Here is a 16,992-nt window from a genome sequence, read left to right on the forward strand (position 1 = left end):
TCACAAAGCGGTGACCGGCAAGTAACTTGGACCTATCCTCTTGCCCCATGGACCTGGTACACGAGCGCCGGGGCGACGGCCCGCCCCTCCTACTGCTGCACGGCATCGGGCACCGCTGGCAGGGCTGGAAGCCCGTGCTCGACCTGCTCGCCGCCGAGCGCGAGGTGATCGCCGTCGACCTGCCCGGCTTCGGCGCCTCGCCGCCGCTACCGCCCGGCATGCCGTACACGGTGGACAGCGCGCTCGGGGTGCTCGCCGACTTCCTCGGCTCGATCGGCGTCGAACGGCCGCACGTCGCGGGCAACTCGCTCGGCGGCCTGTTCGCGCTGCACGCCGCCCGGCACGGCCTGGTCTCCTCGGCGACCGCGCTCTCACCGGCCGGCTTCTACCGCCGGGCCGGCTACCTGTACGCGGCCGGCATGCTCAACCTGCACCGGTTCGCCGCCCGCACCCCGGAGTCGGTCCGGGCCGGCCTGGCCACCTCGGCGCACGGCCGCAAGTTGATGTTCGGCGTGATCTACGGGCGGCCCGAGCAACTCGACCCGCGCGAACTGCTGCTGGACACCCGGGCGCTGCTGGAGGCGCCCGGTTTCCGGCGGACCCTGCGGGCCGGCCGGGCCGAGCAGGCCTCCCGGTTCCCCACCGCGCTCCCACCCGAGGTGCCGATCACCCTCGCCTGGGGCACCCGCGACCGCCTGCTGCTCGCCGCCCAGTGCCGGCGCGCCCGACAACTCCTGCCCGCTGCCCGCTTCGTGCCCCTCCCCGGCTGCGGCCACGTCCCGATGGGCGACGACCCGGCCCTGGTCGCCCGGGTGATCCTGGAGGGCAGCAGCTCCCCCATCCGCCTCCCGGCCTGACCGGGCGGAGCGGGCCGGCGCGCCGTCGGCCCGCTCCGCTCCGCCTTGCGCCCCGCGGGCGACGGCGACAGACGGGGGCACCGGCGACGACCACGCGGCGCGCCGGGGGAGCAGCCGGCTCCGGGGGCTGACCGGACCGCCGGTGGCCGGTGCCGGGAGTCAGTGCCGGTGACCGCCGAGGAAGAACAGCAGCATGATGAAGAACGCGAAGAAGTGCGTGCCCAGGATGTAGATCCCGGCCCGGAAGAGCATCGCCCTGCGCTTGCTCTTCTCGTCGTGGACGGCTTCGGTCACGGATGGCTCTCCTCGTACGGCGGTCGATGTTCGGAACGTCGCGGCAGCCCGTCAAGTGTGCGCCCCCGCGGTCATCCGCCGGCGCCCGGGCTCCCGGCGGCGACCGTCAGCGGGGCGGCCGGGAGCAGACCGACCGTCAGCAGCTCCTCGCGAGGTTCAGGCGTGCTCCCGCGGGCTCGCGCGCGGGCCGGGGTCGCGCGGCCGGCCGAGCGGATCCCCCCGGTCGGTGACCATCTCGGTGAGGATCCGGCGGGCGGCGCGCAGCAGCTCGGCCACGTCCGGCGTGCTCAGCGCGTACACCACGGTGTTGCCCACGCGGGTCGCGGTCACCAGGTTGCCGCGCCGCAGGACCGCGAGTTGCTGGGAGAGGCTGGACGGCTCGATCTCCAGCTCGCCCAGCAGTTCGCGCACCGGGCGCGGCCCGTCCTGGAGCAGCTCCAGCACCCGGATCCGGGTCGGGTGCCCGAGCGTGCGGAAGAACTGCGCCTTCGCCTGGTGGAGCGGGACGGGCACCTCAGTCCGTCCCTTCCACCGGGGCCGCCTCGGCCCGTCATCACGCCAGGTCACCGGATTCACGAGAGGAGGTTCTACGAATGTGAAGGATTCTTCAAGTCGTGCCCCGGGCAGCGTGCTCGCCGCCGTCCCGTTCCGGGGGGCGGCGAGCACGCTGCCCGGGCTGCTCATGCCCGTCCCCGGGGCGGCGACGGCCGCGGAGCCGGCCCAAGGGATCGGCGGCCTCGGCCGTGGTCCCGGCCGGCCGTTCGGTCCGGGGCGCCGTCAGGAGAGTTGGAGCAGCGCGAAGCCGGCCGCCGCGGCGGCCGTGCCCGCCAGCAGGCTGCCCAGCGCGTTGAGCCCGGCCTCGGCCAGCGAGCCGTCCTCCAGCAGCCGGACCGTCTCGTAGCCGAACGTGCTGAACGTGGTGAAGGCCCCGCACACCCCGGTGCCCAGCAGCAGGGTCGCGTTCTGCGGCAGCCCGTGCGCGCTCGCCGCGCCGGTGAGCGCGCCCAGCACGAACGCCCCGGAGATGTTGATGCCGAAGGTGCCCCAGGGGAAGACGCTGTCGTGGCGGGCCTGGACCGCCTTGTCGGCCAGGTAACGCAGCGGGGCGCCCAGCATTCCGCCGAGGAAGACCAGTAGCAGGTTCACGACGAGGCTCCTTCTTCGGGATCGGCCGCGAGCGGCGGGATGCGGACGGCCTCGGCGCGGTCCAGGGTGACCAGGGCGCCCGGTGCGACGTCGTGCAGGTGGGGCAGGAAGGCCCGGACCCGCTCCTCGGTGTCGATGATCACGACCGCGACGGGCAGGCCCTCGGCCAGGTCGAGCAGGCGGGAGGTGTGGATCAGCGAGCCGGCGCCGAAGCCCTCCACCCCGCGGAAGACGCTCGCCCCCGCCAGGTTCGCCTCGTGCGCCCGGTGCACGATCTCGGTGAACGCCGGGCGGTGGTGGAACTGGTCCGACTCGCCCAGGTACACCGACAACCGCAGCACCGGCCCCTCCAGGGGTTCCCGCGGCGGCCGGTGGCCCGGGCCGTCCTGGTGCTCGTGGTGCCATCGTGGCAGATGGGGATTCATGGCCGCTCTCCCTCCAGGTCGGTGCCGCTCGTCGAGGACCGCCGGGGCGCGGTGACGGTCCGCCCGGCCTCGGCCCGGCGGCGCGGGCCGCGCCGCACCGGCAGCCCGGCGACCATCCGGGCGAGCGCGATGCCCGTCCAGACCGCGGCCAGGCCCGCCACCAGGCTGCCCAGCGCGTACGCGTTGGCCAGCGACCAGTGGTGGGCGGCCAGCATGCCGCGCAGCTCCACCGTGTAGGTCGAGAAGGTGGTGAATCCGCCGAGGATCCCCACGCCCAGGAACGGGCGGGCGTGGCGGGAGGGACGCCACACCTCCAGCACGAACACCATCAACAGGCCGATCAGCAGGCACCCGCCGACGTTGGTGACCAGCGTCGCCCAGGGGAGCCCGCCCGGCCTGGTCGGCCAGGCCCTGGCCAGCCCGTAGCGGGCGATGCTCCCCAGCCCGCCGCCGAACGCGATCACCAGCAGCACGTCCCACTGCCGTGGCCGCGGGGGACGCTCCGTCACGCCGGTCGGCGGCCGCCGCGCGCCGGCGGCGAGGTCGGGATCGACCGGCTGAGCCTCCGCCGGGAGCGGCTGCTCCGAGGCGGTCGAACGTTCTCCGGGTGACACAGGCACTCCTCGCGTCGCGCCCGCCGCCGTGCACGGGCCACTGCCCGCTTCGCCGTGGCGGGACAGGGTGATGGTGGCCTCGGCGCCCGGCCCGCACGGGCCGGACGGCAACCACGGTTGACTGGGCATGGTCCTCCTACCTGGTAGATCACCCGTCTCGGGCTTTCAGGTAGGGACCGTTGGCGACCTCGTCCGGTCGCGGTTGCGGCGAGCCCCTCCGCCGTCTTCCCGGACAGTTTACCCAAGGGGTTGGCGGGTCGGTGAATCCCCCGGGGCGGGCTGGCCCAGCCGGCCGGCGGCGGAGGGGGACCCCGGTTCGGCGGGGTACCCGCACGGCGTCAGCTCGTCGTCCCGGGGGAAGCCCGACGACTCGTGTGTGACGGTGAGTTCGCCGACCGTGGGGTGGCGACTGCGCTCGCACACCGCGCGGTCGGCCCGGTGGGGACGTCAGTCGGGTCCCGTGACGACCTTCCAGATCCGGGTCGCCAGGTGCAGGTTCAGCCGGACGTCCGGATCGGCGAGATCCAGGACGGTGATCTCGCGGATGCGTTGCAGCCGGTAGCGCAGGGTACTGCGGTGGATCATCAGCGCGTCGGCCGACGCGGTGTAGCAGCCGCCGGACTCCAGGTAGGCGGAGAGGGTGGGGACGAGGTCGGTGTGCCGCTCCCGGTCGTAGGCCAGCAGCGGACCGAGCCACTCCTGGACGAAACGCTCGGTCTGCGTGTCACCGTCGCCCGTGCGCAGGACCCGGTAGACGCCGAGCTCGTCGAAGGCGGTCAGGCCGTCGGGCGTCGGGGACTTCTGCCGCACGCCGAGCGCGCGCAGCGCCTCCTCGTACGAGTGCGGGAGGTCCGCCGGCGAGTCGCAGCGGCCGCCGACGCCGATGGTCCCGGTGGACGAACCGAGTTCCCGGGCCACCGCCTCGTACAGTGCCCCCGTGACGCACTCGCCGGCGGTGACCAGCACCACCGCTCCGGCCCGCCACCCGAGCAGGAAGCCGAACCCCTGCCTCTCGGCGGCGCGGCCCACCGCGGCGCCGATCGTGTCGTGGCTCCACGGGCCCTTCCACCGGACCACCGCCACCCGGTGCGGCCCGTGCAGATCGTGGCCCGCCGCGTCGGCGCGGGCGAGGGCGCTCTCCGGGTCGGTACCGGTGACCAGGTCCTCGACCAGGTCACGGCGGATCCTGAGCTCGACCTCGGCCAGGCCGCGGGCGTGCGAGAGCTCCAGGGCCAGCGCCGTCGCCGCCTGCTCCAGCACGTAGGCCGCGAACTCGGAGGCCCGGTGCTCGGGGTCGACCAGGGCGAGGACGCCCAGCACCTCGCCGTGCGGCCGGGCGAAGGCGAGCAACCGGTCGTGGTCGCGTACCGAGGCGGTCGGTCGGTCGGTCGGCGGCGGCCGCCCGGGGCCGGGGTGGCCGGGCTCGGCCCGGGTCCGTGGATGGCCGAAGCGGTCCTCGCTCACGGCCGGGAACCCGGTCAGCTCGCTGACCAGGCGGGTGATGCCCTGCTCGCCCTCGCCGGAGAGCACGACCCGGGTCAGCGCGGCCGGGACGGCGCCACGCCGGCTCAGCTCGGCCACGGTCGCCCGCAGCTCCGCGTTGGCCGCCGCCTCCGCCTCGTACCGCCGGCGCAGCTCCGCCACACGGTCCCGTTCACGCCGCAACGAGGCGGCGCAGGCCAGCGCGGAGGCCGTCTGGCGGACCAGCGCCTCCGCCAGCACCAGCTGCTCCCGCGTGGGGGTGGCCGGCGAGCGGACCACCAGGTACCCGCCGGGACCCTGGGGGCCGCGCAGCGAGTAGGCCCGGGACCAGCCGGCACCCGGCAGGTCCAGCGCGCCGTCGTCGCCCCGCAGCGCCCGCACCGCGGCGTCCATCGCGGCGTCCTCGGGCCGCCGCGCCGCCGCCGCGTCGTGCCGTACCAGGACGTCGTCCCGCAGCAGGTACCCGACCGCGGGGAGGAAGCAGCCGGGCGAAGCCAGGGCCGACAGGGCCAGTGCCAGGATTCCGTGCTCGTCCTGGCCGTCGAAATCCTGGCCGTCGAACTCCGGAGCGGAGAGGGCCACGCGTCCAGCCTAGCCAGCCGCTCTGGACCTGGGAGGTCGAGAGCGAGGCCGCTTTTGGTCCCCGCAGGTCGGTGACGCCGCGCCCGGGCGTCGCGGAGGCTGGCAGACGGGCGTGGCGTCACCGGACCTCCGGACGCCGTGCCGCGTGTTCGGACGGTTTCGGGAAGCTTCAGGCAGTGCGGACCAAGGAGCGGAAGATGGCCAGGGCAGTCGGCATCGACCTCGGCACCACGAACTCGGTGATCGCCGCCTGGGAGGGCGGTGAGGCCGCCGTCATCCCGAACGCGGAGGGTGCCCGAACGACCCCCTCGGTCGTCGCGTTCACCGACACCGGAGAGCGCCTGGTCGGCCAGCTGGCCCGGCGCCAGTCGATCCTCAATCCGAAGGGCACGATCTACTCGGCGAAGCGCTTCATCGGCCGCCGCTACGACGAGGTCCCGGACGAGGCGAAGGCGGTCGGCTTCGACGTGGTCGAAGGGCCCGGCGGGGTCGCCCGTTTCGAGGTGCGCGGCAAGCAGTACGCACCGGAGGAGATCAGCGCCCTGGTCCTGCGCAAGCTGGCCGAGGACGCCGGAAAGCAGCTGGGGGAGCGGGTCACCGAGGCGGTCATCACGGTGCCCGCCTACTTCAACGACGCCCAGCGCACGGCCACCAAGGACGCGGGGAAGATCGCCGGCCTGGAGGTGCTGCGGATCATCAACGAGCCGACCGCGGCCGCGCTGGCCTACGGGCTGGACAAGAAGGGCCACGAGACCGTGCTGGTCTTCGACCTCGGCGGCGGCACCTTCGACGTCAGCCTGCTCGACGTCGGCGACGGCGTGGTCGAGGTCCGCTCCACGGCGGGCGACACCCACCTGGGCGGCGACGACTTCGACCGGCGGCTGGTGGACCACCTCGCCGACGGCTTCCAGCAGGAGAACGGCATCGACCTGCGCAAGGACCCGCAGGCCCTGCAGCGGCTCTTCGAGGCCGCGGAGAAGGCCAAGACCGAGCTGAGTTCGGTCACCCAGACGCAGGTCAGCCTGCCGTTCATCACCGCGGACGCCTCCGGCCCCAAGCACCTGACCGCCACGGTGCGGCGCTCCACCTTCGAGCAGATCACCGCCGACCTGGTCGAGCGCTGCCTCGGTCCGGTGCGGCAGGCGATGAGCGACGCCAAGGTGACCGAGAACGACATCGACGAGGTCATCCTGGTCGGCGGATCGACCCGGATCCCGGCGGTGCAGGCGCTGGTGCGCCGGCTGACCGGTGGCAAGGACCCGAACATGAGCGTCAACCCGGACGAGGTGGTGGCCATCGGCGCCGCCGTCCAGGCCGGGGTGCTCAAGGGCGAGGTGAAGGACGTCCTGCTGCTGGACGTCACCCCGCTCTCGCTCGGGGTGGAGACCCAGGGCGGCGTGATGACGAGGATCGTCGAGCGGAACACCACGATTCCGGTGCGCCGCTCCGAGGTGTTCTCCACCGCCGACGACAACCAGCCGGCGGTCGACGTCGTGGTGCTGCAGGGCGAGCGCGAGCGCGCGGCGGACAACCGGGTGCTCGGCCGCTTCCGGCTGGAGAACATCCGGCCGGCGCCGCGCGGCGAGCCGCAGATCGAGGTCACCTTCGACATCGACGCCAACGGCATCCTCAACGTGGGCGCCAAGGACAGGGCGACCGGAGCCGAGCAGTCCATCACCATCAGCGAGAGCTCCAACCTGGACCGCTCCCAGGTGGACCGGATGGTCGCCGAGGCCGAACGCAACCGGTCCGAGGACCAGGCCCTGCGCCAGGTGGTCGACGCCCGCAACGAGCTGGACGCGGTCGCCTACCAGGTCGAGCGGAGCCTGGGCGAACTGGGCGAGGCCGTCCCGCAGCACGAGAAGGCGCGCGGCGAGCTGCTGGTCGGCGAGGCCCGCCAGGCGGTCAAGGAGGAGGCGCCGCTGGACCGGGTCCGCAGCCTCACCTCCGAGCTGCAGCAGCTCTACGCCGGGCTGGCCGCCCACGGCGCCGGCCCGGCCCCCGAGGAGCCGGGCGGCGCGGCTCCCGGCGCGACGGGGCCCGGCGGCGGGCGCGACGACGACGTCATCGACGCGGAATTCGACCGGGGATGAGGCGGCGTCATGTCCGTGCACGGGGAGCCGCGGCCGTCGCAGGCGCGGCCCGACAGCCAGCCTGACGCCCAGCCCGACGCCGCCGCCGTCACCGTCGAGGAGGTGGAGGACCGCTGGCGACGGGCGCTGGCCGAGCTGGACAACCAGCGCAAGCGCCACACCCGCGAGCTCCGGCAGGAGCGGGAGACGGAACGCGCCCGGGCGGCCCGGGTCTGGCTGCCCGTGGTGGACAACCTGGACCTGGCGCTGGAACACGTCGAGGCGGACCCGACCCCGCTGGCCGAGGGCGTCCGCGCGATCCGCGACCAGGCCGTGCAGATCCTGCGGGACCTGGGGTATCCGCGCGACGAGGAGGCCGGGGTGCCGTTCGACCCGGCCCGGCACGAGGTGGTGGCCGTGGTCGACGCACCGGACGCCGCCCCCGGCACGGTGCTGGGCGTGGTGCGGCCCGGCTACGGCGGGCCCGAACGGCAGCTGCGGCCGGCGGCGGTGACCGTGAGCCGCAGCCAGGGGTGAGGCGGATGGCGCGGGACTACTACGAGGTGCTCGGCGTGCCGCGCGGTGCGAGTGCGGAGGAGATCCAGCAGGCGTTCCGCAAGCTGGCCCGGCGCCACCACCCCGACATCAACCGCGACCCGGCCGCCGAGGAGCGGTTCAAGGAGATCAACGAGGCGTACCAGGTGCTCTCCGACCCCGGCACCCGGGCCCGCTACGACCGCTTCGGCCCGGACTTCCGGCAGGTCCCCGAGGACTTCGACGAGCGGGCGGCCGCCGGCGCGGGCGGCGGTCGGGGCCGCTGGACCACCCGTGGCGCGCGAGGTCCCGAAGGGGCCCGGGTCTGGGGCGGCGAGGGGTTCGAGGGTATCGACCTCGATGACCTGTTGGGCGGCATGTTCGGCGGCCGGGGCGCGGGCGCCGGCCCGGTGCCCGGCGCCGACCAGGAGGCCGAGCTGAGCCTCACGGTCGAGGAGGCGTACCAGGGCGGTAGACGGCGGATCACCCTGGGCGGTCCCGGCGGGGAGCGGGACTACCAGGTGACCATCCCGCGTGGCGTGGTGGACGGCCAGCGGATCCGGCTGTCCGGGGAGGGTGGCCGCGGCCGGGGCGGCGCCGCCGGCGACCTGTACCTCGTGGTGCGGATCGCCCCGCACCCGGGCTACCGGCTGGAGGGACGCGACGTCCACGTCGACCTGCCGGTCACCCCGTGGGAGGCGGCGCTGGGGGCCACCGTGCCGCTGGCGACGCCGGGCGGCACCGTGAAGGTCAACGTCCCGGCGGGATCGTCCACCGGCCGCCGGCTGCGGTTGCGCGGGGAGGGCATGCCGAACCCGAAGGGTCCGCCCGGTGACCTGTACGCGGAGGTCAGGGTGCACGTACCGCCGTCGCCCGGTCCCAGGGAACGGGAACTGTTCGAGGAACTGGCCGCCGTGTCGGCCTTCGACCCGAGGAATCCGAGGAGGCGGCCATGAGCCTCCAGCAACCGCCGAGGGCAGCCCAGGGCGCTCGGGTGGCCGCGGTGGTCAGCTACCCACTGGTCCGGCGGCACCGGCTCGGCCTGGAGCAGGTCGCCCGCCGCAGCGGCCTGCACCCGGACCTGGTCCGCCGCTTCGTCACGCTCGGCCTGGTGGACGCCACCCGCGACGCCGCCGGGGAGCTGTGGTTCGCCGCGGACGCCCCCGCGGCCGTCGCCCGCGCGCAGCGGCTGCGGACCGGGCTCTGCCTCAACTACGCCGCGATCGGGTTGGTGATGGACCTGCTCGACCGGATCGAAGCGCTGGAAGCCGCACTGCGCCGTGCTGGCGCCCCCGTCCGCGGGGTGGCGCACCGGTCGGACCGGTGAGAGCTTGAGGAGCGATCCGTCATGGACATGAACCGGCTCACCCAGAAGTCCCAGGAGGCGCTGCAGGCGGCGCAGAGCACGGCCGCGCGGCTGGGCAACACCGAGGTCGACGGGGAGCACCTGCTGCTCGCCCTGATCGACCAGCCCGAGGGCCTGGTGCCCCGGCTGCTGGAGCAGGCGGGCGCCGACGTCGACGGCCTGCGCGCCGACCTCGAGGCCGATCTGGCCCGCCTGCCACGGACCACCGGTCCCGGGGCCGCGCCCGGGCAGGTGTACGTCACCCGGCGGCTGGCCCTCCTGCTGGAGACGGCCGAGCGGGAGGCCGGGCGGCTCAAGGACGAGTACGTCTCGGTCGAGCACCTGGTGCTGGCGTTGATCGACGAGGGCAGCGCCTCCGCCGCCGGGCGACGGCTGAAGGAGTACCGGGTGACCCGGGAGTCGTTCCTGACGGCGCTGACCCGGATCCGCGGCAACCAGCGGGTCACCTCCGCGACCCCGGAGGGCGCGTACGAGGCGCTGGAGAAGTACGGGCGGGACCTGGTCGCCGAGGCCAGGACGGGCCGGCTGGACCCGGTGATCGGTCGCGACGCGGAGATCCGCCGGGTGGTCCAGATCCTCAGCCGCAAGACGAAGAACAACCCGGTGCTGATCGGCGACCCCGGGGTCGGCAAGACGGCCATCGTGGAGGGGCTCGCCCAGCGCATCGTCCGCGGCGACGTCCCCGAGGGACTGCGCGACAGGACCGTCTTCGCCCTGGACATGGGCTCGCTGGTCGCCGGGGCCAAGTACCGCGGCGAGTTCGAGGAGCGGCTCAAGGCGGTGCTCGCCGAGGTGAAGGCGGCCGAGGGCCGGATCCTGCTGTTCGTCGACGAGTTGCACACCGTGGTCGGCGCCGGCGCCGCCGAGGGCGCGATGGACGCCGGCAACATGCTCAAGCCGATGCTGGCCCGCGGCGAACTCCACATGATCGGTGCCACCACGCTGGACGAGTACCGCAAGCACGTCGAGTCCGACGCGGCGCTGGAGCGCCGCTTCCAGCAGGTGCTGGTGGACGAGCCCAGCGTGGAGGACACCGTCTCCATCCTGCGCGGCCTGCGCGAGCGGCTGGAGGTCTTCCACGGCGTCAAGATCCAGGACACCGCGTTGGTCGCCGCCGCGACCCTGAGCCACCGCTACATCACCGACCGGTTCCTGCCCGACAAGGCGATCGACCTGGTCGACGAGGCGTGCGCCCGGCTGCGGACCGAAATCGACTCGATGCCGGCCGAGTTGGACGGGATCACCCGCCGGGTCACCCGACTGGAGATCGAGGAGGCCGCCCTGGCAAAGGAGGACGACCCGGCGAGCCAGGCCCGACTGGCCGATCTGCGGAGGGAGTTGGCGAACCTGCGGACCGAGGCGGACGCCATGCGGGCGCAGTGGGACGCCGAGCGGCAGGCGATCCGGCGGGTCCAGGAGCTGCGCCAGGAGCTGGAGCGGACCCGGTACGAGGCGGAGGAGGCCGAGCGGGCCTACGACCTCAACCGGGCCGCGGAGTTGCGCTACGGCAAGGTCGCCGAACTGGAACGGCGGCTCGGCGCCGAGGAGGAGCGACTGGCCCTCCGGCAGGGGGAGAGGCGGCTGCTGCGCGAGGTGGTCACCGAGGACGAGATCGCCGAGATCGTCGCGGCCTGGACCGGCATCCCGGTGGCCCGGTTGCAGGAGGGGGAGCGGGAGAAGCTGCTGCGGCTGGACGAGATCCTGTGTCGCCGGGTGATCGGGCAGGACGAGGCGGTGCGGCTGGTCGCCGACGCCGTGATCCGGGCCCGGTCGGGCATCCGCGACCCGCGCCGGCCGATCGGCTCGTTCGTCTTCCTGGGTCCCACCGGTGTCGGGAAGACCGAGCTGGCCAAGGCGCTGGCCGCCGCGCTCTTCGACAGCGAGGAGAGCATGGTCCGGCTGGACATGAGCGAGTACCAGGAGAAGCACACCGTGAGCCGGCTGCTCGGCGCGCCGCCCGGTTACGTCGGGTACGAGGAGGGCGGCCAGTTGACCGAGGCGGTGCGCCGCAAGCCGTACTCGGTGGTGCTCTTCGACGAGGTGGAGAAGGCCCATCCGGACGTCTTCAACACCCTGCTGCAGGTGCTGGACGACGGCCGGATCACCGACGCGCAGGGTCGTACCGTGGACTTCCGCAACACCGTCATCATCATGACCTCCAACCTGGGCTCGCCGTACCTGCTCCAGGACGTCACCGTGGACGGCGAGATCAAGCCGGAGGTCAGGGAGTTGGTGATGGCGGAGCTGCACGCCCACTTCCGGCCGGAGTTCCTCAACCGGGTGGACGACGTGGTGCTGTTCCGGCCACTCGGGCTCGCCCAGATCGAGCGGATCGTCGACCTGATGCTCGACGAACTGCGCGGCCGGCTCGCCGAACAGCGGATCACCCTGGAGCTCACCGAGCCGGGCCGCCGCCTGATCGCCGAGCAGGGCTTCGATCCCGTCTACGGCGCCCGCCCGTTGCGCCGCTTCATCGCGCACGAGGTGGAGACGAAGATCGGCCGGGCGCTGATCCGGGGTGACATCCGGGACGGGGTGACCGTCCGGATCACCGCGCGGGACGGCGAGTTGGTGGTCGACCACCCGGACCGACCGGAACCGGCCCGCGCCGCGTGAACCTCGCGGGTCACTCGTCGCCCTGGTCGGTCCGGCTGCAGGCGAGCACGCCGGGGAGCCCGGCCAGCCGGGCCGTCAGGCCGTCCAGGTCGCCGCGGCCCTGGATCGCGAGGGAGACCTCCACCGTGTGGTCGACGGCGGGTCGCCGTGCCCCGGCGGGTTCCTCGCCCCGGGCCCACGGGACGCCGGAGTCCTGGGCCGCGACGGTGCTCAGCTTCTCGACGACGAACCCGCCCTGGGTGACCTCCTTGAGCAGCTCCCGCAGCAGCCCGCTGCCCTCGAGGTAGGTGATCCGGTAGGCGGCCGGCCGGGAGCGCAGTTGCGGGAGCAGGTGGGTCAGGGGCCGCAGGCCGTAGCCGACCAGGAAGTACGCGGCGGTCGCCAGGCAGGCCAGGAGCGGCAGGCCGGCCGCCGCCGCGGCCCCCACGGCGGCGGTCAGCCAGATCGTCGCCGCGGTCGTCAGCCCGCGGACCGAGCCGCGCTGTACGAAGATCACACCAGCGCCGATGAACCCGAGTCCGGAGACGATCTGTGCCGCCATCCGGGACGGATCGACGATCACCAGCCCGGGCCGCAGTACGTCGGTGAAGCCGTACTTGCTGACCAGGGTGAACAGCGCCGATCCCAGCCCGACGACCGTGTAGGTGCGCAGTCCCGCCGCCTTCTGCCGGATCTCCCGCTCCAGGCCGATGGCACCCGACAGCACCAGCGCGATCGCGAACTCCACGACCTGCACCCAGCCCTGGCCGAACGGCTCATTCACTCCGCTACTCAGTGTCATCCTCCTATCATCATTCCGACGGGCCCGTTTTCGCCCGCCCGGCAAGCCGCCGGGCCCGGTCCGTTCCGTGTCGACCCGGCCGTCTGACGAACCGACGGATGACCGGACGGGCCACCAGATGATGGGAGCGCCGCCTCCGGAGCGCGCACTCCACCCGGCGTGCGTCGCCCGAGCGATCGACCAACTCGCCGCCGAGGATGCCGCGTTCGCCGTGGAGGCCGGCCCGTGCGACGCGTGGGCCGCACCTCGCCCGCGGCGATCCGCGCAACAACCCCCGCCCCTGAACATATCGTTTGTCGATGGCATCGAAAAACGATATGTTGCCGGCGGAGATGCCCCCCGGAAAGCTGTGAGGACCGTTGAACGCCGTCGCGCAGGCCCCCGTCGTCAGAAGTCCGCGCCCGTTCGCCGGCGTCACCATGGTGCGGCTGCTGGCCCAGGTGATGTTGCTGATCGGGCTGGTCGGGTCGGTGGGGGCGGTCGCCTACGCGGTCAACGGGGTGACCCAGGCCGGGGGCTACGTGAACGTGCCGGTCAAGGTGCGCAGCACGACCGGGCTGACCGTGGCGGGCGGATCCGGCGGCGCGGCCGCCCAGGTGCCGCTCGGCCAGGGCACGGCCGTCGGTGGACAGCTGCGGGTGGACATCGCCGGGACCGACCGGAGCAGCTGGCTGACCGCCGACTCGGAGACGCTGACGCTGCGCTCCTTCGGGTCGACGGTCGGCGAGCAACTGCTGAGCCGGGCCGGCCTCGCCGCGCTCGGGCTCGGCGTCGGCCTGGGAGCGCTGCTGCTGCGCCGGCTGCTGCTCTCGATCGCGCAGGGCGAGCCGTTCCGCTCCGGCAACGCGGCCCGGGTCGCCGGGCTCGCCGGGCTGACCGCGGTCGCCGGGCTGGTGCCGGCCGTCGCCCCGGGGGTGGCGGGCGCGCTGGTGCTCGGCCGGCTCGGGCTGGGCGGGGACGGCAGCCCGGTGACCAGCGTCGGCGGCACCCTCCCGTACGTCCCGCTGTTGGTCGCGCTGTTGCTGCTGGCGCTGGCCGAGGCCTTCCGGAGAGGGGCGGAACTCGCCGAGGACGTCGACGGGCTGGTCTGATCATGGCCGTGCCCGCCGACCACCACCGCATCGGCTGCGAACTCGACCGCCTGCTCGCCGAGCGCGGCATGACGCTGACCGAACTCGCCGACCGGGTGGGCGTGACGGTGGTCAACCTGTCGGTGCTGAAGAACGGCCGGGCCAAGGCGGTCCGGTTCTCCACCCTCACCGCGATCTGCGACGTGCTCGACTGCACGCCGGGTGATCTGCTCACCGTCCTGCCGCCGGAGCGTTGACCCCGGCGGCGGGACGGCGGCTCTGATCGGGCCGGTGTTGGTCGGGCCGGCGTCGGTCAGGCCTGCGAGGCGTCGGCGATGCCGCGCAGCACCGAGGCGGTGTGCTCGCGCCTCCGCCGCTGCTCGGCGGCCCAGTCCCGCAGCTCGCGGACCCGTTCCGGGTCGGCCGCGGCGGCCGGGTCCAGCACGGTGGCCGTGCCGTCGCCGAGATCGATGACCTGCTGGTCCATCCGGCCGGTGGTGAGGATGCCCAGCACGGCGAGGAACTCCTCCCTGACTTCGGGGGTGAGGAAACGCTCGTCCTCGGCGGGGATGTCGATGCCCACCTCGTCGGCCTCGGAGGTGAGCAGCGTGACGGAGTCCTTGAGCAGCATGCCCAGGACGCGGAACTGGTCGGCATCCATCCTGGCCTGCAGGGTGGCGAGATAGAGACGGATCTGGTCGGCCCGCGAGAGTTCTGCGTCGTCGTCCATGCGGATCATCCTGCCCCTTCCAGGGAAGATCCAACAGCCCTCAGGCGGCCCGGGCGCCGATGACCACGGTGGCGTCCAGCTCCTCGCACTCGACCACCCGCGGGAGGAGCCCACCAGCCGCGACGGCCGCGACGGTGGCCGGCGCCTGCCGCTCACTGGTCTCGATCAGCAGGTGGCCGCCCGGGGCCAGCCAGGCCGGCGCGGCGGCGGCCACCCGCCGCTGGATGTCCACGCCGTCCGCGCCGCCGTCCAGCGCGACCAGCGGCTCGTGCAGCCGGGCCTCCGCGGGCAGCAGGTCGACCTCCCCGCTGGGGACGTACGGCGCGTTGGCGATCAGGACGTCCACCCGGCCGCGCAGCCCGGCGGGCAGTGGCTGGTAGAGGTCGCCCTGGTACACCCGGCCGCCGGCCGCGGCGACGTTGCGGCGGGCGCACCGCACCGCGGCGGGGTCGAGGTCGGCGGCGTGCAGCTCCACCGGCCCGACCGCCGCGGCCAGCGCGGCGCCGGCCGCGCCCGTGCCGCAGCACAGTTCGAGCACGACGGCGCCCGGCCGGGCCAGCGCGCCGGCCTGCCGGGCCAGGAACTCGCTGCGGCGGCGGGGTACGAAGACCCCCGGGTCCACGGCCACCCGCAGGCCGCAGAACTCGGCCCAGCCGAGGACGTGTTCGAGCGGGAGCCCGCTGATCCGGCGCTCGACCATGGCGGCGAGTTCGGCCGGGGTCCGGGCGGTGGCGAGCAGCAGCCGTGCCTCGTCCTCGGCGAAGACGCAGCCGGCGGCGCGGAGCCTGGTGACGAGGGTGGAGCGGAGCGGGGCGGAGGAGAAGACCGACACAGGAACCCTTCGGGAAACCGTCGGTGCTCGCTCGGCCGCCTAGGCCGGTTCGACGGCGGGGCGGCGGGAGGTGAGCACCCGAGCTGACACTGCTGACACAGCGGTAATGGGTCTCACCTCCTCGGTCGCGCACTGCGTGGGACCGCTCACCCTACCCGATCCGGGGTGTGGCCGGTGCCCGGATCGGGTAGGGCGGCTGGACGCCCGGTGCTACCGGTGGGCGAGCGCCCGGACCAGCTTGGCGACGTCCGGGGTGCCGACCCCGGTCGCCTGGTCGTAACCGGGGCCCGCCTGGTAGCCGTGCGGGCCGGTGGACCCGGTGGTGACGTCGACGATCCCGGCCGAGTGCTGCGCGTAGAGCCGGTAGAGGTCGTTGTCGATCACGCCGAGCCGGTGCCCGGCCGCCTGGTCGGCCAGCGCGACCACGGCGGCGAACAGCGGCGAGGACTCGCTGGTGCCGGCTCCGTCCGCGGTCCAGCCGGTGTGGGCCGGGTCGAAGCTGGAGTACAGCCAGAGCGCGCCGTTCGGCGAGCCGGCCATGCTGACGTCCGGGGTGCCGCGGTGGGCGCCGACCACCGAACGCACCGGGTCCTGGTAGCCGGGCCGGGCGAAGACCTTGGACAGCTCGCCGCCGCTGCCCGACCAGGCGGCGTCCGGCGCGGTCCGGGCACCCTGGTCGTTCAGCGACAGCTGGGTGCCGCCGACGGCGGTGACCAGCGGGTCGCCGGCCGGCCAGGCCGCGTCCAGCCTGGTCGAGTCGCCGCCGCCGTCGCCGGAGCTGGCGGTCAGCGTGACCCCGTGCTTCGCCGCGTTGACGAAGGCGTAGCGCAGCGTGGTGAGGCTGGTGTAGTCGCCCGCGTCGAAGCCGGGGAACTCGGCCTCGCTGGTCGCCCAGCTCATCGAGACCACGTCCGCCTGGCCCGCGTTCACCAGGTGGTTGATGCCGCTCATCATCTCGGGGACGCCGACCGGGCCCTCGGTCTCCGAGACGCCGGTCTCCAGCAGCACGATCCGGGCGCCCGGCGCGATGGCGTGGGCGGCCTCGACGTCCAGGGTGGTCTCGCCGGCCCAGCCGGTCATGTCCGCGTTCTTCGGGTCGAAGGGCGGCACCTGACCCCACTTCACCACGTCGACCTGGCCCTTCGGCAGGCCGAACCTCGCGTCGTAGACGTCGAGGTCGTGCTGGACGGTCGGCGAGCCGTAGGAGTCCACGATGACGATGGTCCGGCCCCGGCCGGTGATGCCCGCCCGGTAGAGCGGGTCGACGTCGTACGCCGTGCGGTACTGCAGCGGGGAGTAGCAGGCGCGGTGCAGCTGGGTCAGGCAGGCGCTGGTGGAGATCGGCGCGGCCAGCACCGGGTCGCCGGGGTCGCCGGCGTGCCGCAGCGGGCCGCCGGCCAGCAGTGGGCTGACGGCCGGCGCGGCGGGACCGGCCGTGCCGGCGCCGCTCACGGTCGGGACCAGGGCGAGCGCGAACGCGCCGGCCGCGACGGCGGCGAGACGCAGACGTGCGGGCATGGACACGTGGTGTCCCCTTTCGGAGTCGGTGGTCCGGGCGCCGCTCCGATCCGCGGACGAGCGGAGACGCCAC

The 16,992-nt window shown here is 74.0% G+C and carries 19 protein-coding genes; 8 read left to right on the forward strand and 11 right to left on the reverse strand.

Going from position 1 to position 16,992, the window contains the following annotated elements; genetic code table 11:
- Positions 1-47: 47 nt before the first annotated feature.
- Positions 48-857: an alpha/beta fold hydrolase gene (locus tag ACIGXM_RS09090; protein ID WP_396558495.1), complete on the forward strand. Its 810-nt coding sequence runs from the start codon at positions 48-50 to the stop codon at positions 855-857.
- Between the two features lie 159 nt (positions 858-1,016).
- Here the strand turns inward: ACIGXM_RS09090 and ACIGXM_RS09095 are convergent, their stop codons facing one another.
- The 7 genes from ACIGXM_RS09095 to ACIGXM_RS09125 form a co-directional block, all read right to left on the reverse strand.
- The gene (locus tag ACIGXM_RS09095) at positions 1,017-1,151 is read right to left on the reverse strand and encodes a DUF6126 family protein (protein ID WP_396558497.1); all 135 of its coding nucleotides are present in this window, start codon (positions 1,149-1,151) and stop codon (positions 1,017-1,019) included.
- Positions 1,152-1,307: 156 nt separating this feature from the next.
- Entirely contained in the window at positions 1,308-1,664 is a 357-nt protein-coding gene (locus tag ACIGXM_RS09100) for an ArsR/SmtB family transcription factor (protein ID WP_396558499.1), read from the reverse strand.
- Between the two features lie 264 nt (positions 1,665-1,928).
- Positions 1,929-2,297 carry a fluoride efflux transporter CrcB gene (crcB, locus tag ACIGXM_RS09105; RefSeq protein WP_396558501.1) on the reverse strand — a complete coding sequence of 123 codons (369 nt, stop codon included), beginning with the start codon at positions 2,295-2,297 and terminating at the stop codon, positions 1,929-1,931.
- Positions 2,294-2,722 (reverse strand): DUF190 domain-containing protein, encoded by a 429-nt coding sequence (locus tag ACIGXM_RS09110; protein WP_396558503.1) that lies wholly within the window; start codon positions 2,720-2,722, stop codon positions 2,294-2,296. The genes crcB and ACIGXM_RS09110 overlap by 4 nt, the downstream gene beginning before the upstream one ends.
- Positions 2,719-3,336, reverse strand: coding sequence for a fluoride efflux transporter FluC (locus ACIGXM_RS09115; protein ID WP_396558505.1), 618 nt, complete (start codon positions 3,334-3,336; stop codon positions 2,719-2,721). Before ACIGXM_RS09115 ends, ACIGXM_RS09110 begins: the two co-directional genes overlap by 4 nt.
- Positions 3,337-3,573: 237 nt before the next feature.
- A complete protein-coding gene (locus ACIGXM_RS09120; RefSeq protein WP_396558507.1) occupies positions 3,574-3,759 on the reverse strand; it encodes a hypothetical protein in 186 nt (61 codons plus the stop codon).
- A 24-nt stretch (positions 3,760-3,783) separates the two neighbouring features.
- Complete coding sequence (locus ACIGXM_RS09125; protein WP_396558509.1) at positions 3,784-5,400, reverse strand: PucR family transcriptional regulator; 1,617 nt, start codon at positions 5,398-5,400, stop codon at positions 3,784-3,786.
- A gap of 197 nt (positions 5,401-5,597) precedes the next feature.
- Between ACIGXM_RS09125 and dnaK the strand changes: the two genes are divergently transcribed.
- From dnaK to clpB, 5 genes are read left to right on the forward strand one after another with little or no spacing between them, the layout of a single operon-like run.
- Complete coding sequence (gene dnaK, locus ACIGXM_RS09130) at positions 5,598-7,493, forward strand: molecular chaperone DnaK (protein ID WP_396558511.1); 1,896 nt, start codon at positions 5,598-5,600, stop codon at positions 7,491-7,493.
- A gap of 9 nt (positions 7,494-7,502) precedes the next feature.
- Positions 7,503-8,009, forward strand: coding sequence for a nucleotide exchange factor GrpE (locus tag ACIGXM_RS09135; protein WP_396558513.1), 507 nt, complete (start codon positions 7,503-7,505; stop codon positions 8,007-8,009).
- A 5-nt stretch (positions 8,010-8,014) separates the two neighbouring features.
- A complete protein-coding gene (locus ACIGXM_RS09140; protein ID WP_396558515.1) occupies positions 8,015-8,962 on the forward strand; it encodes a DnaJ C-terminal domain-containing protein in 948 nt (315 codons plus the stop codon).
- Positions 8,959-9,333 (forward strand): chaperone modulator CbpM, encoded by a 375-nt coding sequence (locus tag ACIGXM_RS09145; RefSeq protein WP_396558517.1) that lies wholly within the window; start codon positions 8,959-8,961, stop codon positions 9,331-9,333. The genes ACIGXM_RS09140 and ACIGXM_RS09145 overlap by 4 nt, the downstream gene beginning before the upstream one ends.
- 21 nt (positions 9,334-9,354) lie before the next feature.
- Positions 9,355-11,988, forward strand: coding sequence for an ATP-dependent chaperone ClpB (gene clpB, locus ACIGXM_RS09150; RefSeq protein ID WP_396558519.1), 2,634 nt, complete (start codon positions 9,355-9,357; stop codon positions 11,986-11,988).
- A gap of 10 nt (positions 11,989-11,998) precedes the next feature.
- Here clpB and ACIGXM_RS09155 read toward each other — a convergent pair whose 3' ends face one another.
- The gene (locus tag ACIGXM_RS09155) at positions 11,999-12,769 is read right to left on the reverse strand and encodes an MgtC/SapB family protein (protein ID WP_396558521.1); all 771 of its coding nucleotides are present in this window, start codon (positions 12,767-12,769) and stop codon (positions 11,999-12,001) included.
- 359 nt (positions 12,770-13,128) lie between these two features.
- Here ACIGXM_RS09155 and ACIGXM_RS09160 point away from each other — a divergent pair, with 359 nt between their 5' ends.
- Complete coding sequence (locus ACIGXM_RS09160; RefSeq protein ID WP_396558523.1) at positions 13,129-13,860, forward strand: DUF2975 domain-containing protein; 732 nt, start codon at positions 13,129-13,131, stop codon at positions 13,858-13,860.
- 2 nt (positions 13,861-13,862) lie between these two features.
- Entirely contained in the window at positions 13,863-14,096 is a 234-nt protein-coding gene (locus ACIGXM_RS09165) for a helix-turn-helix domain-containing protein (protein ID WP_396558525.1), read from the forward strand.
- 56 nt (positions 14,097-14,152) lie between these two features.
- Here ACIGXM_RS09165 and ACIGXM_RS09170 read toward each other — a convergent pair whose 3' ends face one another.
- From ACIGXM_RS09170 to ACIGXM_RS09180, 3 genes are all read right to left on the reverse strand, one after another.
- Positions 14,153-14,569, reverse strand: a complete 417-nt coding sequence (locus ACIGXM_RS09170) for a hypothetical protein (protein WP_396558527.1) — start codon at positions 14,567-14,569, stop codon at positions 14,153-14,155.
- Positions 14,570-14,609: 40 nt separating this feature from the next.
- Positions 14,610-15,401 carry a putative protein N(5)-glutamine methyltransferase gene (locus tag ACIGXM_RS09175; RefSeq protein ID WP_396558529.1) on the reverse strand — a complete coding sequence of 264 codons (792 nt, stop codon included), beginning with the start codon at positions 15,399-15,401 and terminating at the stop codon, positions 14,610-14,612.
- 210 nt (positions 15,402-15,611) lie between these two features.
- Positions 15,612-16,919 (reverse strand): S8 family serine peptidase, encoded by a 1,308-nt coding sequence (locus tag ACIGXM_RS09180; protein ID WP_396558531.1) that lies wholly within the window; start codon positions 16,917-16,919, stop codon positions 15,612-15,614.
- Between the last annotated feature and the right edge of the window lie 73 nt (positions 16,920-16,992).

The sequence above is a fragment of the Kitasatospora sp. NPDC052896 genome (assembly GCF_044547075.1).
Lineage (GTDB): Bacteria > Actinomycetota > Actinomycetes > Streptomycetales > Streptomycetaceae > Kitasatospora.

What these genes read in the sequence shown, in the direction of transcription:
- ACIGXM_RS09090 (WP_396558495.1), top strand. Translation starts at nt 48, where the DNA reads ATGGACCTGGTACACGAGCGCCGGGGCGACGGCCCGCCCCTCCTACTG.
- ACIGXM_RS09110 (WP_396558503.1), bottom strand. Translation starts at nt 2,722, where the DNA reads ATGAATCCCCATCTGCCACGATGGCACCACGAGCACCAGGACGGCCCG.
- dnaK (WP_396558511.1), top strand. Translation starts at nt 5,598, where the DNA reads ATGGCCAGGGCAGTCGGCATCGACCTCGGCACCACGAACTCGGTGATC.
- ACIGXM_RS09135 (WP_396558513.1), top strand. Translation starts at nt 7,503, where the DNA reads ATGTCCGTGCACGGGGAGCCGCGGCCGTCGCAGGCGCGGCCCGACAGC.
- ACIGXM_RS09140 (WP_396558515.1), top strand. Translation starts at nt 8,015, where the DNA reads ATGGCGCGGGACTACTACGAGGTGCTCGGCGTGCCGCGCGGTGCGAGT.
- ACIGXM_RS09145 (WP_396558517.1), top strand. Translation starts at nt 8,959, where the DNA reads ATGAGCCTCCAGCAACCGCCGAGGGCAGCCCAGGGCGCTCGGGTGGCC.
- clpB (WP_396558519.1), top strand. Translation starts at nt 9,355, where the DNA reads ATGGACATGAACCGGCTCACCCAGAAGTCCCAGGAGGCGCTGCAGGCG.
- ACIGXM_RS09155 (WP_396558521.1), bottom strand. Translation starts at nt 12,769, where the DNA reads ATGACACTGAGTAGCGGAGTGAATGAGCCGTTCGGCCAGGGCTGGGTG.
- ACIGXM_RS09165 (WP_396558525.1), top strand. Translation starts at nt 13,863, where the DNA reads ATGGCCGTGCCCGCCGACCACCACCGCATCGGCTGCGAACTCGACCGC.
- ACIGXM_RS09170 (WP_396558527.1), bottom strand. Translation starts at nt 14,569, where the DNA reads ATGGACGACGACGCAGAACTCTCGCGGGCCGACCAGATCCGTCTCTAT.
- ACIGXM_RS09180 (WP_396558531.1), bottom strand. Translation starts at nt 16,919, where the DNA reads ATGCCCGCACGTCTGCGTCTCGCCGCCGTCGCGGCCGGCGCGTTCGCG.